Source organism: Bacillus sp. BHET2 (assembly GCF_005938125.1).
In the GTDB taxonomy this organism is placed as follows: Bacteria; Bacillota; Bacilli; order Bacillales; family Bacillaceae_B; genus Rossellomorea.
Window position 1 is genome coordinate 675724 of sequence record NZ_VCQN01000001.1, and the last position, 14727, is coordinate 690450.

The 14727-nt window shown below is 39.7% G+C and carries 21 protein-coding genes; 19 read left to right on the forward strand and 2 right to left on the reverse strand.

The genetic code is table 11. From position 1 onward, the window contains the following. Positions 1-99 precede the first annotated feature (99 nt). Positions 100-2235, reverse strand: coding sequence for a diguanylate cyclase (locus FGG79_RS03550; RefSeq protein ID WP_138776370.1), 2136 nt, complete (start codon positions 2233-2235; stop codon positions 100-102). A gap of 262 nt (positions 2236-2497) precedes the next feature. On the opposite strand from FGG79_RS03550, the gene FGG79_RS03555 reads away from it, so the two are divergent. From FGG79_RS03555 to FGG79_RS03590, 8 genes are all read left to right on the forward strand, one after another. Next, positions 2498-2701, forward strand: a complete 204-nt coding sequence (locus FGG79_RS03555) for a helix-turn-helix transcriptional regulator (protein ID WP_138776371.1) — start codon at positions 2498-2500, stop codon at positions 2699-2701. Position 2702: 1 nt separating this feature from the next. Then, entirely contained in the window at positions 2703-3122 is a 420-nt protein-coding gene (locus FGG79_RS03560) for a hypothetical protein (protein ID WP_138776372.1), read from the forward strand. A 203-nt stretch (positions 3123-3325) separates the two neighbouring features. Then, positions 3326-3649 (forward strand): PadR family transcriptional regulator, encoded by a 324-nt coding sequence (locus FGG79_RS03565; RefSeq protein WP_138776373.1) that lies wholly within the window; start codon positions 3326-3328, stop codon positions 3647-3649. Between the two features lie 2 nt (positions 3650-3651). Next, positions 3652-4422 (forward strand): DUF1129 family protein, encoded by a 771-nt coding sequence (locus FGG79_RS03570; RefSeq protein WP_138776374.1) that lies wholly within the window; start codon positions 3652-3654, stop codon positions 4420-4422. A 302-nt stretch (positions 4423-4724) separates the two neighbouring features. Continuing rightward, on the forward strand, positions 4725-6038 hold the full coding sequence (locus FGG79_RS03575) for an ATP-binding protein (protein ID WP_171050784.1): 1314 nt from the start codon (positions 4725-4727) through the stop codon (positions 6036-6038). 49 nt (positions 6039-6087) lie between these two features. Then, complete coding sequence (locus FGG79_RS03580) at positions 6088-6759, forward strand: lysoplasmalogenase (RefSeq protein WP_138776376.1); 672 nt, start codon at positions 6088-6090, stop codon at positions 6757-6759. A 132-nt stretch (positions 6760-6891) separates the two neighbouring features. Next, entirely contained in the window at positions 6892-7440 is a 549-nt protein-coding gene (locus FGG79_RS03585; protein ID WP_138776377.1) for a sigma-70 family RNA polymerase sigma factor, read from the forward strand. After that, positions 7433-8086, forward strand: coding sequence for a hypothetical protein (locus tag FGG79_RS03590; RefSeq protein ID WP_138776378.1), 654 nt, complete (start codon positions 7433-7435; stop codon positions 8084-8086). The genes FGG79_RS03585 and FGG79_RS03590 overlap by 8 nt, the downstream gene beginning before the upstream one ends. Positions 8087-8126: 40 nt before the next feature. Here FGG79_RS03590 and FGG79_RS03595 read toward each other — a convergent pair whose 3' ends face one another. Continuing rightward, the gene (locus FGG79_RS03595; protein ID WP_138776379.1) at positions 8127-8420 is read right to left on the reverse strand and encodes a hypothetical protein; all 294 of its coding nucleotides are present in this window, start codon (positions 8418-8420) and stop codon (positions 8127-8129) included. Between the two features lie 278 nt (positions 8421-8698). On the opposite strand from FGG79_RS03595, the gene FGG79_RS21650 reads away from it, so the two are divergent. From FGG79_RS21650 to FGG79_RS03650, 11 genes are all read left to right on the forward strand, one after another. Continuing rightward, the gene (locus FGG79_RS21650) at positions 8699-9007 is read left to right on the forward strand and encodes a hypothetical protein (RefSeq protein WP_171050785.1); all 309 of its coding nucleotides are present in this window, start codon (positions 8699-8701) and stop codon (positions 9005-9007) included. 306 nt (positions 9008-9313) lie between these two features. After that, entirely contained in the window at positions 9314-9886 is a 573-nt protein-coding gene (locus tag FGG79_RS03605; RefSeq protein ID WP_138776381.1) for a GNAT family N-acetyltransferase, read from the forward strand. Then, entirely contained in the window at positions 9883-10479 is a 597-nt protein-coding gene (locus FGG79_RS03610) for a YdeI/OmpD-associated family protein (protein ID WP_138776382.1), read from the forward strand. Before FGG79_RS03605 ends, FGG79_RS03610 begins: the two co-directional genes overlap by 4 nt. 34 nt (positions 10480-10513) lie before the next feature. Continuing rightward, entirely contained in the window at positions 10514-11044 is a 531-nt protein-coding gene (locus FGG79_RS03615; RefSeq protein ID WP_138776383.1) for a DinB family protein, read from the forward strand. A 417-nt stretch (positions 11045-11461) separates the two neighbouring features. Next, positions 11462-11707: a hypothetical protein gene (locus FGG79_RS03620; RefSeq protein WP_138776384.1), complete on the forward strand. Its 246-nt coding sequence runs from the start codon at positions 11462-11464 to the stop codon at positions 11705-11707. A 57-nt stretch (positions 11708-11764) separates the two neighbouring features. Then, a complete protein-coding gene (locus tag FGG79_RS03625; protein WP_138776385.1) occupies positions 11765-11998 on the forward strand; it encodes a DUF3953 domain-containing protein in 234 nt (77 codons plus the stop codon). Between the two features lie 74 nt (positions 11999-12072). Further along, complete coding sequence (locus FGG79_RS03630) at positions 12073-12561, forward strand: DUF4871 domain-containing protein (RefSeq protein WP_240794191.1); 489 nt, start codon at positions 12073-12075, stop codon at positions 12559-12561. Between the two features lie 141 nt (positions 12562-12702). After that, the gene (locus tag FGG79_RS03635; RefSeq protein WP_138776386.1) at positions 12703-13479 is read left to right on the forward strand and encodes a hypothetical protein; all 777 of its coding nucleotides are present in this window, start codon (positions 12703-12705) and stop codon (positions 13477-13479) included. A 44-nt stretch (positions 13480-13523) separates the two neighbouring features. Then, positions 13524-13883 carry a DUF4181 domain-containing protein gene (locus FGG79_RS03640; protein WP_138776387.1) on the forward strand — a complete coding sequence of 120 codons (360 nt, stop codon included), beginning with the start codon at positions 13524-13526 and terminating at the stop codon, positions 13881-13883. Between the two features lie 27 nt (positions 13884-13910). Further along, complete coding sequence (locus FGG79_RS03645) at positions 13911-14333, forward strand: DUF4181 domain-containing protein (protein ID WP_138776388.1); 423 nt, start codon at positions 13911-13913, stop codon at positions 14331-14333. 37 nt (positions 14334-14370) lie between these two features. Continuing rightward, the gene (locus FGG79_RS03650) at positions 14371-14583 is read left to right on the forward strand and encodes a hypothetical protein (protein WP_138776389.1); all 213 of its coding nucleotides are present in this window, start codon (positions 14371-14373) and stop codon (positions 14581-14583) included. The last annotated feature ends 144 nt before the right edge of the window (positions 14584-14727 follow it).

The window sequence follows — 14727 nt, forward strand, 5'->3', positions numbered from 1 at the left end:
CCCTTTTATTGTAGACAGCCATCTCATTGGATGGAATTAGAATTCTGTACAAGCTAAAAGGTTACATAAAGAAAGACAGCAGAATCCTGCTGTCTTTCTTTATGAACAAACCGACACTACCTGATTCCGTCCATTCTTTTTAGCTTTATAAAGCTGTTCATCCGCCATCTGAATCATATCATCAATCGTGATAAAGCTTAAAGGCTTACTGCTGCTAAAACCGATACTGATTGTTAAGTAAATGGCTGTACCATTTTCTAGCTGCATAGCTTCCTGACGAAATACATCCAGTATGAGGTTAGACCACCCCAACGCCTGTTGTTGATTGGTATTTTCCATGAAGACGATAAATTCTTCTCCCCCGAAACGTCCAACAATGCCAACATCATCGAATACTTTCTTGATGAGTGCCGCTGCAAACGTAATGGCTTGATCGCCGATTATATGTCCATATGTATCATTGATATTCTTGAAGTGGTCTATATCGATCAACAGGAGAGAAACGGGCTCAGACTCTACATAGACTTCATTGGCTTTCTCCAGAAAATATTTTCGATTGAACATATTCGTTAAATGATCCTGCATGGCGGACATCTGTAGCTTCTCGAGTTCCCCTTTTTGAACGGCGAAAGCAGTGAACTGTTCGATGAATGCGGGGAGAAAGCTGTCCATAAATGAAAGGTCGATTTCTTCTTGTTTACTCCAGATGACAAATCGCCCATTATGGGATCCGCATGAAATCGGAACAGTAAACGTCGAGCCTTCTAGGGTGTCGACTCCAAATGCGTCACCATTTTGAAAAGAAATAAATTGCTCTATATAGTATTTCTCTAAAACTGCCGGTACATTGACCTTCGAGATCACTCTCCATATGGTGCCGTTCTTTGAAAGATAGAAGCCCTTTTCAAAATGGGTGACATCCATTAAACAGCGTAACCCTTCTTTGGATAATGAATCAAGCGAGCAAGTGGCAGACATTTCTTTAAGAGCATTTTGGAGGAAGGTATGGGCATAATATTTCTTTGTTTCATCCTCTTTTTCTTTTCTCATCCGATTAATTTTGTCCGCCAGACCGAGTGAGAGCACCAGAACCTCTACGACTACCCCGAATTTCGGGGCAAATAGCGTCAGGTGTGTTAAGGGTAGTAGTTTGTACGCCGCAAATAAGTTGAGTAGAACTCCTATGAAGAGGAGTGACCAAGCAATAATATAGAATGTGGCTTCTCTTGTTTTCAACCTCACTCTAAAGGCAATGGCCATCAGAAATACCACGAAAATGGTAGCCATGACAGTACTGATCATCGTCATCGTCCCAATCTTCACGAAGAAAGGGAGGACTAAGCATAACCCACAAACCGTATTGAAAATCGTGACAACCTTATCAACAATTGGTGCATTCTCTTTCAACTGAAGGAAATGCCTGGCGAATAGAAGGGCAAATAAGCAAGACCATAAGATAAAGAAGGAATTGGATCTAAGCGCCCACCAAGGAAAATCCCCCCATACAAACTGAAAGGCAAACCCATCCCAAATCGCCTGCAACATTGTAAATCCTGAAACAAACAATATGTAATAGAGATAACTTTTTTCCTTTAGAGAGAAAAACAAGAATGAATTATATATGATCAGAGCGATCATGATACCGTAGAAAACGCCCAGGATCAATTGGTTCTGATTGTTGGCTTCTGAGAACGCAATCGGATCCCAAAGAGAAACCGGTGCTTGAAAGAAACTATCGGTTTCGATTTTTAAAAAATAGGTTGTTGACGCTTCCGGCAGAAGGTGAAGTGTAAATACAAGATTACGATGTTTATAGTCTCGTATGCCGAAAGGATAGCGGTATCCGATTGTATCACCCTTTTTCAGTCGGTCCGTCTCTAACGTATATAACGTGACCGAACTAAGGTGGGGCTTCTTGATTTCAAGCAGAAGGTCCTTCTGCTCGACAGAGGCATTAGCAAGGTTCACTTTCAGCCAATAAACTGTATCTGAAATATCCCCGGATGGATTGGTTTTAGCCAAGGGAACAAACTCCCTGCTATGTTCGATGATTTCGTTCTCGGTTAAGTGATCTTGATCTATTAATACCTCTAGCCGGTTTGAAAGATCCATTTCTTGAAGGCTTTCTGGAATGACGATTGATTCATTGGACTCAGTCGCATATGTATGTAGAATGGGTGCGCACATCCCGAAAAAGGCAAAGGTTATACAAAAAAGCAATATGTATTTTTTCATAAAATGACTCCTAGTTTTACTCAATATTGTATGATTATACCATAGAATTTTTATAATAAAATTGAAAAAAAAGATGAATTTTAAATCCTACGAGTCCTTATTCAGGTAGAGGGTGCAGGGACCTACTGCCTGCAAGGTTAGGGTATTGTCTTTTATAAATGAAGTAATCATTGAGACATACTATCTTATCTGGAAAAAGGAATATATATATTGCATTATGACACATATATGTTACCATATGCAGGAGAGGTGTTGGGGTTATATGGAAAACAAGGTGAAGGTTTCTCGTGTTGGCATGAAGTTAACCCAGCAGGAACTTGCAGCGAAGGTGGGGGTCACCAGACAAACAATCAGTTTAATTGAAAAAGGGACTTACAACCCCTCATTGAATCTTTGCTTGGAGATTTGCTATGCCGTTCACAAAACGCTTGATGACGTGTTTTGGATTGAAAAGGGGGAGGATTAGGATGAAAAAAATAACGGACGAACGACTGGTACTGCAAAATTTAAAGAATATGAGAGTCCTGTTTTTATTTCAAAACTTTGGCATGATGGGAATTCTCGCATACGATTTCCTTACAAGGGGTCTAGACGGGATGACGGATAATCCCCTTTGGTACCTGTTCATTATGACAAGCGTTGTATCAGCTTATCTGTCAATGAGCATTAGTGTCGATCATGAAGAGAGTAGCAAGTCACCAAAGAAGAGACTGGGTATATCCATTGTTGTGGTCGTCACCATAGCGTCCATCTTCGCTGTGCTCACATCTCTATCAGAAGGCTATGATCCGGTTGATGGTGGGTTGGTAGGTCTAGTCCTGTTCGTTTGTGGCTTGATACCTGTACTTTATGTTTATTCCATAAGAAAAAAGAGGATGAAAGAGTGAATCAATTACATAATGATGTAGGAAAGGTCCGTCCTTGAACGAGTTAAAGGACGGACCTTTCATTTCTTGTTGCATTCAATTCCAGCATTTGCTAATATCTAACTATAATGTATTGCAATATAGTTTGGAGGCGGATTTCTTTTTTTGATTAAGTATATTGTATTACAACATAGTTATTCACCAAGATGGAAGGGGGAACTGTGGTGTCATCTAGTCAATTATTAAAGGGAATCCTTGAAGGTTGCTTGTTGTCCATCATTGCTAAAGGCGAAGTGTATGGCTACGAAATGATGGAGAAACTTGCGGAAAATGGATTTAAGATGGTCAAAGAAGGAAGCATTTATCCTTTGTTGCTTCGCATGAAGAAAGAGGGGCTTGTGACAGCCGAGCAGAAAGAAATGCCTTCAGGCGGCCCGAAGCGGAAATATTATTACATCACTCCAAAAGGGGAAGAGGAATTGGAGAATTTCAACATAAGGTGGAAAGAAATCTCTGGAAGCGTGAATCAACTACTGGAGGAGGAGTAAGCATGAATCTGTCGAAAAAGAGCGAAGACTTTTTAGGGAATTTAAGAATGTATCTAATTTCAAACGGGAAGTACGAAAATGAAGTGGAAGACATTGTCGGTGAGTTAGAGGACCATTTATGCGAGGCAGAAAAGCGCGGAAAGAGTGTAGAAGAGGTAACCGGGTTGACACCAACAGAATACATGAATCAAATTTCTAAAGAGATGCCCTTCGATTACAAGAGTATATTCAAAAACATTGCCATGATATTGATAGGTGCATTGTCCTTTATCGTCTTGGGTGATGCCATAAGTGGTGACATGGACTATTCCCTAATCGAATTGATCGGTTATCCTCTTGTTATGGTTGGCTTCCTATTCCTCACTTCAGCTGTGTTTAAGTACATTTCTAGTCGTCCTATGTCCAAGAGAAGAGAGTGGGCCCTCCTATATATCCTTGGAGGTCTACCGATATGTGTATTGACAGGATTATTATTTCTCAGTCAAATCATCGAAACACCTGTCTTATCTCTCGGGGGAACAGCGAGGATGTTGGCTCTGATCCTCACAATTGCTTCCATTATTGGAGTGTCGCTTTGGTCAAAAAGCTGGATCATGATTGTATTGGCCATTCTCGTCTACGTGCCGGAAATACTTCTTCAACATAGTTCGTTAGGGGAGAAAGCCAAACTCATAGTTACAGCCTTCCTTCTTCCTGTGTGTATGGGTGGATATTTTCTTTTCATCTTTATTATAGGAAAGAAGAAGGAAAAGCAATCGAAACCAGTGATGTAAAGGTGGGATTGATCAGGGTGTTACCTTTAAGGTAGCGCCTTATTAGCTGTAGGTTGATTCGGTATAGGTTTAAGTAGCGCCTTTTTAAAGGGAAGAGTTTGTATTAATTAAGACGAGAAATTAGACGCGAAGGAGGAAGGCGATTCTTACCGTAGCCTGTGATCGTTCTTGTTCATAAACTGTTGCTGCGGGGTGTGTAACGGTCAGTAATTAATTTTGAAATATTCTCTATTTTCATATCTTCTTTGCTAAAATAGACTAAGAGGAAAACGACATCGTAAATGGATGGGAATGGTACGAAAATGAGTATACTAAAAGATTTCTTGCTACAATTCACACTTATGGTCATACCGATTTTCAGTTACTTTACCTTTATTCTGGAGAGAATCAAGAAAGATCGCTTGATCAAGCTGGTCATGACCCTTTTGTGGGGAGCGTCCATCCTCTTGTGCATGTCTTTTCCCGTGGAGTACGGGGCAGGTGCCCGCTTAGATATCCGATTTGTTCCTCTATTACTTGGAACCTTATACCTCGGTGTTTGGCCAGGGGTGTTTCTATCCATCTTGATTATTCTTTATCGCCTTTCTTTTGGAATGAGCATGGGGGTATATACTACTGTCCTCGTCTTGGTCGTCACAATGCCGATTATCTTATTCTTTCAAAATTCCTTTCTACGTATGAAGATGGATAAAAGGGTGATGTTGGCCATCAGTTTATCCATTGGATATTGTTTTGGAGGCATGTTGTTCTTTGGGACATTATTCGGTTTTTCATTCGTATATTTGAAGGTGCAGTTGATTCACATCGCCTTCACAGTGACCGTCACGTGGTTCTGTACAGTGTTGATCGAAAAGATACGGGAGATTCACAAACTCCGACTAGAGGTTCAGAATTCAGAGAAATTCAGGGTGATCAGTGAGTTGACAGGTGTGTTTGCTCATGAAATCCGCAATCCCATGCAAGTGACCCGGGGCTTTCTGCAGTTATTAGATGAGCCGGATTTATCCTACAAGAAAAAGGAATACATCAAAGTGTCGATTGAAGAATTAGATCGTGCCAATGAAATTATCAGCGACTTTCTGGCATTCGGTAAGCCTTCCTTAAATACATATGGAAGTGTCAATGTAGGTGATCAATTGGAGCGGGTAACCACTCTCATTCAAAGTTTTAGCTTGAACCAAAATATAGATTTCACAACGGATATTCTTGAAAACTGTTGGATCGTAGCGAATCCTCAGAAATTGAGCCAGTCGTTGATCAACATTCTGAAAAATGCGGTGGAGTCGATGCCGAGCGGAGGAAGAGTGTGGATCGGCTGTCATACAACCAGAGATGGACATATTAAAATTACCATCAAAGATGAAGGAATCGGGATGAATCAAAAGCAGCTGGACCGTCTTGGAACCCCCTATTATTCCTTGAAAGAAAAGGGGACAGGACTCGGGATGATGGTCAGTTATCAAATCATTCGCTCAAATAAAGGGAAAATCAAAGTGAACAGCGAAGAAGGAGTCGGGACGGAGTTTGTGATTCTTTTTCCACCTGCTCCAATAATGGAAGAGGCGAAACCCCAGCACACCCCGTTGAATGAGGAAAGAAACGATTTTTTTACATGAAGGATATGGTTGTTAACCAACAATTGCTTGAGAAATGAGGGAATGTTTGATGTTTAAAAGAGGATTACTCCCCATGTTAATCGGTTTGATGTCGGTTCTATATATTTTTTTCATTCCACCAGACCCAGTCGCACTTAAAGTCGCCTTTAAACTGATTCCGATGCTACTGATTATTCTTTATGCCGTCCGAAAGCTGCCCGCCAAGCCTTCTCTTTCCATGCAACTGATCATCGTCGGTCTGTTTATCTGCATGGTAGGCGACGGATTGATTGCCTTTTCTTTTGTTGCAGGGCTAGGAGCCTTCCTGCTCGGACACCTAATATATGTGACGGGATTTTTGCGGATGTTCAGTTCGAATAAGGTGCGACTCATGGCCATATTGCCGATTGCACTCTATTCCTTCTTCATTGGTCGGCAGTTGATTGCCTCGTTATTGGTGGAGGGAAACGATGGGCTCGTGATCCCGGTTATTGCGTATATGTTGGTCATATCCGTGATGGCGTTTTCCGCTATCCAGACAGGCAACAAGTTGGCCACGGCTGGAAGTATCCTGTTTGTCATCTCGGATTCCATCTTGTCATGGAATATGTTTGTATCAGCCATTCCATATGGTGACATCTTCATCATGGCCACCTATTATTCTGCACAATTCCTGATTGCGAACAGTGTAACGGAATTTCGTAGCAAAGAAGAAGCTAAGAGCATCTCCAATTCGATATAAATCTTGGTTCAGCCTGTCGAGAATCCTCTACAGGTGTATTTATTTTTGAGAAGTTGTAAAAAAATCCAAACTTTTTCTTGCAGCGAAACGTCATATTAACAGAGATACATATAAAGCAGGTGACTTTGAAAAATGGAACAACAGGGGAATTACACTAAATCCGAGAAAGATCGATTACTTGAGGAGGCCATGACCAAATACGGAAATGATGTCTATTATATTGTCTATTCTTATGTGAAGGACCACAGCCTCGCCGAGGATCTCACACAGGAAATCTTCATCAAATTTTATCAAAAGATGGATACCTTCCGCGAGGACTCCTCCCTCAAAACATGGATTATCAGCGTAGCGGTCAATCACTGCAAGGATTATCTAAGGCGTTGGGACACGAGGATGGTCAGTATATCGAATAAAATCAATGATATGGTGAAAGGGAAGATGGGTGCACCTGAACAAACCGTGATCGAGAAAGAACAGAATTCTGAGCTGATCCAAAACGTCTTGTCACTGCCTATCAAATATCGGGAAGTCATCTTTTTGTACTATTTTGAAGAGATGAAGCTATCAGAGATCGGAGCCTGTATGGATATAAACACCAATACCGTAAAGACCCGGTTGACGCGTGGGAAGGCATTACTCGGTTCAACGATTAAACGCAATGAGGTGTATAACAATGGATGAGCTGAAACAGCTACGTGGTTTAATGAAAGAAGAGACCTTTAAAGGTCATGGTTTCACAAGCAAAATGAGAGAAAATATCTTGAATGAGATTCATTCGCAACGAACGTCCAAGTCCTTCTCATTCAACAAACAAATCTTTGCACCTGTGATGTCTGTTCTATTCCTTGCAGCATGCCTATCTGTGTTTGTCTATTTTGGTGGAACCCAATTAGGATTGATTGATGAAAACAATGCCAGCGCTCCTTTCTACGACTATGATGACTCTGATCGGCCAGCCTCACTCCGGGATGAGTTCAAGTTTCTCACCAAGTCTCCATTTGAGGTGGAAAGGGTCACGATGAAAACTAGTGATGATCCATTAGGAAAGCTTGATACCGTCACGTTGGAAGGAAAAGAAAACCAAATTCTTAAATTGACTTTTCAATCCCTTACACCGGATACGGACCTCCAATTCTCACAGAAAAAAGTGAAAGTCGGTCAGTATTCAGGAAGTTATTCTGAGTCCGATGGTCCGGCTAAGGTCAGTCACATCGCATGGATTGAAGACAACGTAATCAAATACGAAATGGAATACATACCAGGACAAACAGATGTCACCCTTACAAAACGTGACATGATTAAAATGGCTGAATCCTTTCGACATTAAAAGAAAAGGATGATGGATCCCATTTCCATCATCTTTTCTCTTAAGAAGTTCCGTATTCAACCTTTACGATCGCTCCGCTATTGTTATAGGTGACTTCTTTCCACTGACTTCCACCATTTGCACTTCGGTATACAATGATCTTATAGCTGCCTGATACAAAGCGATACGATTCTTGCCAGGTGACGCCACCACCGCCACCGCCGTCTTCGATGACCTTTGAACCGTCATCTTCTGAAGCGCTTATATGGGCAATTCCCACTGCTGCACCTGTAGAAAAAATCAATGAAGACGCGATAATACACTTTGCCGAATACTGAAAGAAACGATTGATCATAACTATCCCCTTTTGTTATAAAATGGTATTATTGTAAGTCAATCATACTATAGTAGTTTTCCGTTCAATTCAGTGGTCTGCACTCTTCTGATAGGAATATCATCTCTAATAGGATAGAAATCTCCATGTTTCTTGTAAGATATTAAGATTTTAATATTTTGCATGAGTGTGTTTGGAATGGATGTCGTCTTAGTGGCATCAGGACTTATCAGCAAAGATAGGCTAGTCAAAACAAGCCGGTGAAACGTATATAATGAGATAAATGGAGATGAAGTAAAGTGATCAAAAATAAAGTTTCACTCATATGCTCAGCGGTAATTTTCTGTATCTGTATGTCTTTATATTTTCCGTTTCCTGATAATGAAATGATCGATGCACGAACGACTTTCATGTCCTTTCCCATAAACGACCATAATGGGTATAACCTGCTTGCCATCTTGGGCTCGGTTTCATTTATAATCGCTATCATTTTACTTGTCAGGGGCATCACTAAATACCATATACGAACAGTCATACTCGCTTTATTCGTTTATACACTGTTACCCCTGTTACTCATTACAATCTATCAGGAAACATCAGCTAAATGAATTACTTAACGTATCCGGAGTTCACGATCATATTACTAGTGGATCATCCATGGATATTCATTTTCAATTAATCGACGGGGAGACTACCCGGCAAATGTAATAATTTTTCAGAAACAAGGGAGATTTGTTTCAATGACAAAAGACATAAGAAATCTGTTATTATCTATTTCTTTTCTACTTGCCGTAGTATCATTAGGTATAGTACTAAACTATTTCGACGTTCCTCAGGCAGGGGAACTAGGAAAGCTATTCAAACGAATAAAAGGTAGTTGATCTACTAATGATAAGAAAGGGTGTAGCGTACCTATGAATCTAGTATATGGAGTCATCTCAGAAGAAAGAGCGGAAGCCTGTCGGAACTTGTGTAATGAACTGATGGAGTTTCAGAAATCCAAGGCCGTCATAAATCCGGAATGGTTTGACAGCATGAATTTTGAAACTAGGATGGTACCTTCGATTAAGCAGGCCATACACAATTTTATTGTAGTGGTGAAAGATACTCATAACAATGATGAGATCGTCGCCTATGTGTATACAAACGTCTCACCTAAAGAATCGTATTCGAATGATTTTGCGACTTTTTTCGATCTATCATCGGTGAAGGAAGACAATGTAGGATGTCTATCCCAATTTTATATTAAAGAAGGCTATCGGCAATACGGCGTTGGGTCGAAATTATTTACAATGTCAATGGATTGGTTAAAGACATTTGACGATGTTGAAGAATACTTTGTCTTTACATCGAATGGAAACCGTGATGCCTTGGAATTCTATCAGCGTAAGGGATTCTCGATCTCCCATGACATATTGAATGGCTTTATCACAGTATTACGAAGCAAGAGGCATCTTGATAAAAGGAAAAGGGGTGTTCATTCGTGACAACGAATAGAGCGAATCGTAAGGTAGATGGCTTTCTTAAAAAAGCGAAGAAGTGGAAGGAAGAATTTGAAGAATTTAGAAGGATCATTCTGGACTTTGAAGAACTGGACGAGGAGATAAAGTGGATGCATCCTTGTTACACATTAGAGGGTAAAAACATCGTGTTAATGCATGGTTTTAAGGACTATTGTGCACTTCTGTTCCACAAAGGTGTCCTGTTAAAGGATACCCATGGAATTCTCATCCAACAAACGGAGAATGTCCAGGCAGCGCGGCAGATCCGGTTCAGGAATGTCGAAGAGATCATAGAAATGGAACCAATCTTGAAATTCTATATCAAAGAAGCCATTGAAGTGGAAAAAGCGGGCATCGAAGTGGAGCTGAAAAAGACGGAAGAATACACGATTCCTGAAGAACTTCAACAGAAATTCGAAGAAGTTCCTAGCTTAAAAACATCATTTGAAGCATTGACCCCTGGTCGACAAAGAGCCTACATTCTCTATTTTTCTCAAGCCAAACAATCCAAGACGCGAGTGAACAGGATTGAAAAATATATGGAGCATATTCTCGATGGTAAAGGATTAAATGATTGAACACGTTTCATAGTCATTTTTGCGGGGAGGAATATTGAGGAATTTCACTCTAAAAGAAGCACTTCAGATTCTAGAACGGACACCCAAGACTTTAGATAGCTTCTTAACTGGATTAGAGGAAGGTTGGCTAGAATGCAATGAAGGCAGAGAAACATGGACTGTTTCCCAGGTTGTCGATCACCTAATCGAGTGCGAGAAAAGCAACTGGATCCCAAGAATAATGACAATCGTGGAGGAGGGAGAGAATAATACTTTCCCTCCATTTGATCGTGATGCTCACATAACCTTTCCATCTCACACCTCACTCAATCAAAAGCTAACTGACTTTAAAAGATTGCGCACTCAGAATATAGAAACCGTAAAAGGATTTATACAATCTGATAGACAGTTTGAATTGACAGGGAAACACCCTGCGTTTGGTGAAGTGAAGCTAAGAGAACTAATCTCCACATGGGTTGTCCACGATCTCACCCATATTTCTCAGATTGTAAGAGTGATGGCTGAGCGGTACAGGGAGGATGTTGGACCTTGGGAAGAGTATTTGGGGGTGTTGAAGAAGGGGTGATAGCTGAATACGTATAGATTTTTCTTTAGCTATTCCCTTACTGATGGATTGAGCAGTCAATTGGAAGAAAGAAGGCGTTTCATTGTACAGGACTAAATTCACTAAATCAGGATTTTATATTCATCTTATTCTCTTTATCCTATCTATTGCAGTGCTCATTTTGTTAACGTTATCTGGACCAAACGGAGAAATGACTGACTATACGAACCTTATCATGGGGGTCATCGTGACTTGCATGATAGTAAATATAGGCGTGATGAGTTACAAACAAGGAAAACCAAGAGCTGGAAGGGTATATCTAGCTTTAACCATTCTTCCTATAGTCTATATTACTTTTTGGTTCTTCATTTTTTGAAGTGAATAGAGGAAAGAGTTGAATTAACGGAATATTCGTTTTTTATTGGCAAGAGTAGAAAAGTGCTGACAATCTCTTTTGTTATTGCAAATTTAAGAAAGTTGAGATGGGAACAAGTAAGAAAGAGAATTTTAACGTTTGCCATGCTTTTTATTCCTTTAAGTATTTCTCATTTTCTCTTAAATGAATATGTTACAGGGTCTGAAACAGAGTTATGGGATTTAGGTATTCCTTTTGGAGTATCAGTAGGATTGGCATTTTCAGATTTAATGTCCTGGAAAAAGAAGGAAAGAGATGTAGTGGGCTAATTTTCGTATCATGCCCCTGGGTACCCATAGTTCAATTAGTTATAGAGGAGAGATTTTTTGTTAAAGATTCTGCGTATTATTTTTTCAATAGGATCGCTTTCATTTGCAATATATGGACTTATCACGGGTGATTTTAAATTTAATTACATAATGATTCTATTCTTAGGAATAACGATGTTGTTGATGGGATTGGAAGAATTTCATAAAGAGCGAAAAGGCTATGGTTGGTTATTTGTTGCTGTGTTTTTATTGACAATCTATACATCTGTTCAAGGTTATTTGTGGCAGTAAGCAAAGATAGGATTCGTTTCATAAAGCGTTTTGACTAAATCGGTTCTATTTCAAAAAGAACTTGGGGGCGTATGATGACAAGGACAACTGATTCCTTAACCATAATACTGTGTTCAATGCTTTTCCTCGCTGGATGTACAAAAGGAGATGACCGAGTCTCAAATGTTCTTGAAACGTGGGAAGAGAGTCCAGCGCTCGTGAAAGAAATAACCGTTACCGACGATGGGCAAACGGATGAATTTGTGTTCCGTATAGGCAATAATGGCAAATTGGGTTTTGGTGAATACGGGCCTTTTAAAGCTGGTGAATCCCAGAAGTACATGTGGCATTTTTGGGGAGATAAAGCTACATTATTACAACCATTTAAAGTAATAGGTGTAAAGGAAGAAAAACACGAAGAAGTAACGGTGTTTCAATTACCCAAAAGTAACAGTCTTGCTCCAAATGCAGGCGCAGATCATCACTTACCCTCTACAATGTCCCTTCCTTCTAAGGGGATGTGGAAGTTAATGGTCTATTTTGGAGATGAATTGTTTGGAGAAGTTTATGTGGAAGTGGAATAGAAGTACGGCATGATAACCGCACCCATATGCTAATAATTCTAATACACAATATTTATTAATCAATTTTCAGAAATCACCGGATTATGAGTAAGACCAGGAAGGTTTCTACATAAAAATCAATCTAAAAAAGTAGGTGTAGTAATGTTACCACCTAAAAGTATCCTATCCACATGGCGGAAATTTGATGGATTTCCAATGGAGACGTTAACGAAAACGTGGGTTTACAGCAAGGATGGGAGTAAGAAGCAACGGGAAGTATCATTAATGAGAGAACACAGAAAACAATATGGCATCACAGGGAATTGTTTTGACCTCTCCATTTGGTTATTAGATGAATTCAAGAAGGATGGAATTGAAGCCTATCCCATCGGCCGTCATTTGAATACGGAAGATGCTCACGTTGCCGTCATTGCTTTAGATGAAGAGGGCCATCGCTTTTTGTGCGATTTAGGAGACCAATGGTTAAAACCTATTTTAGTAGATTCCAAATGTGAAGAGTACACTGATGAGAGACTTACTGGTTTTTTTCCAGCTGCGCATGTCCAAATCTTGCCAGATGAAACGAATATAGCGATTCATTATCATAGACCAAACGGGAAAATTTCAAAACAAACGTTTGATCTGCAACCGATTGAAATGGAATTCTTCATGAAGGCAGCAGAGTTCTCTCAAAATATGATAAAACCACAGCCTTTACTGGAATGTAGAGTCCCTTATAAATCCGAAATTGCTCATTGGGAATTTTACAACTGGGAAAGCTTCTTGAGTACGAGTGAGGGGCTAATAAAAGAACCGCCGTGTCATATAATGGAAGAGTGGATTGTTAGAATACATCATAGAACAGGTTATGATAAAACTTTCTTGTCAGAAGTCTTAAGGCAGTATGAGTCATTGGCGAAGATGAATTTATTATTATAATTAATCAAAATACTGTCCTCAAAGGTTGCTAGGAGGAATAATAGATGAATTCTTTTTATCACTTTATTATCTATATCGTCGTCTCATTCTTTGCATTCTTCTTAGTCGAAAGACTTGTGAGAAGAAAGTGGGGGATACGCTCTACCCGGAAAATGGGATATCAAGGTATCAATTCCATTCATACCTGGGGGCAACGTATCATATGGGCTGTTTTTTTTGTGAATGTAGTGTTCGACAGCTCGGGACTGATCAATGCGATGATCATCATGGTTCTTTGTGTGTTCGACACCTTTATGCAATGGAAGTTCAATCATGCAGAGAGAGAATACATCATTTCCTTCATGGGGTTAGTGTTCTTTATCCTCTTTATTTCAGTAGGATATACATTTGAATTGCTCCTATAACAAAGGAAAATAAAGGAGGTAATCCTATTGGGTTTTGCTCAGTATTTCTTCATAAAACTTTTATTCGTTATGGTGATGTACTTCTTATTCATTTACCTGTTTCATCATTTGATCAGCAGGTGGTTGGACGTAGAGAAGAGAAAAATCTTTTCCCATGAGCTCATTAACGCTCAGCATGAAAAGGGAGATAAGGTCATTCGATCATTGGCTGCAGTGACTTATATAGTTGGATTCATTATCATTATTGTCACTGACTTTGAACCAGACAGCTGGTATTTCCAACTTTATGGGATCATGGCATTCTTTTTTGTGGTTGGACAATTGTGGAAAGCTTTTATGGAGAAAAAAAATATAGACGATATACGTGAATTTACATATACAATGATGGAAACCGGATTTCACATCTTCTTGTTTATTGCTATTTTCTCAACAGTAAACTGGCTTTATTAAGGCAAATGATTGCAATTATTGATAAGGAGGATACGCTATGAAAGAAAATCTCACACTAGCTTGGATCGCTTCGTGGTTTGCACTTGTTGGACAGTTAGCGTTTTTTATCGTCGTGGCGAGCCTCACGGGAGAATGGCGTTACATAATGTGGAGTTTTATCGTAAGTATGTCAGCAGGTGTTCCTTGTATGATTCTTACCAGGCAAGCACAGAAAAGGGGAAATCAGAAAGCTGATTTATTAGAAGATTAACCTTCTTTGCATTACTGCGTCAGGGTTGAGGAATAATTTTTCCTGTTTTTAGAAGTTGGAAGATAATAATGAAAAAGGATATATTTTTATTGTTTTACAATAAAAATATATTATAATAAGAAGTGATATGCAGTGGGGAATCGA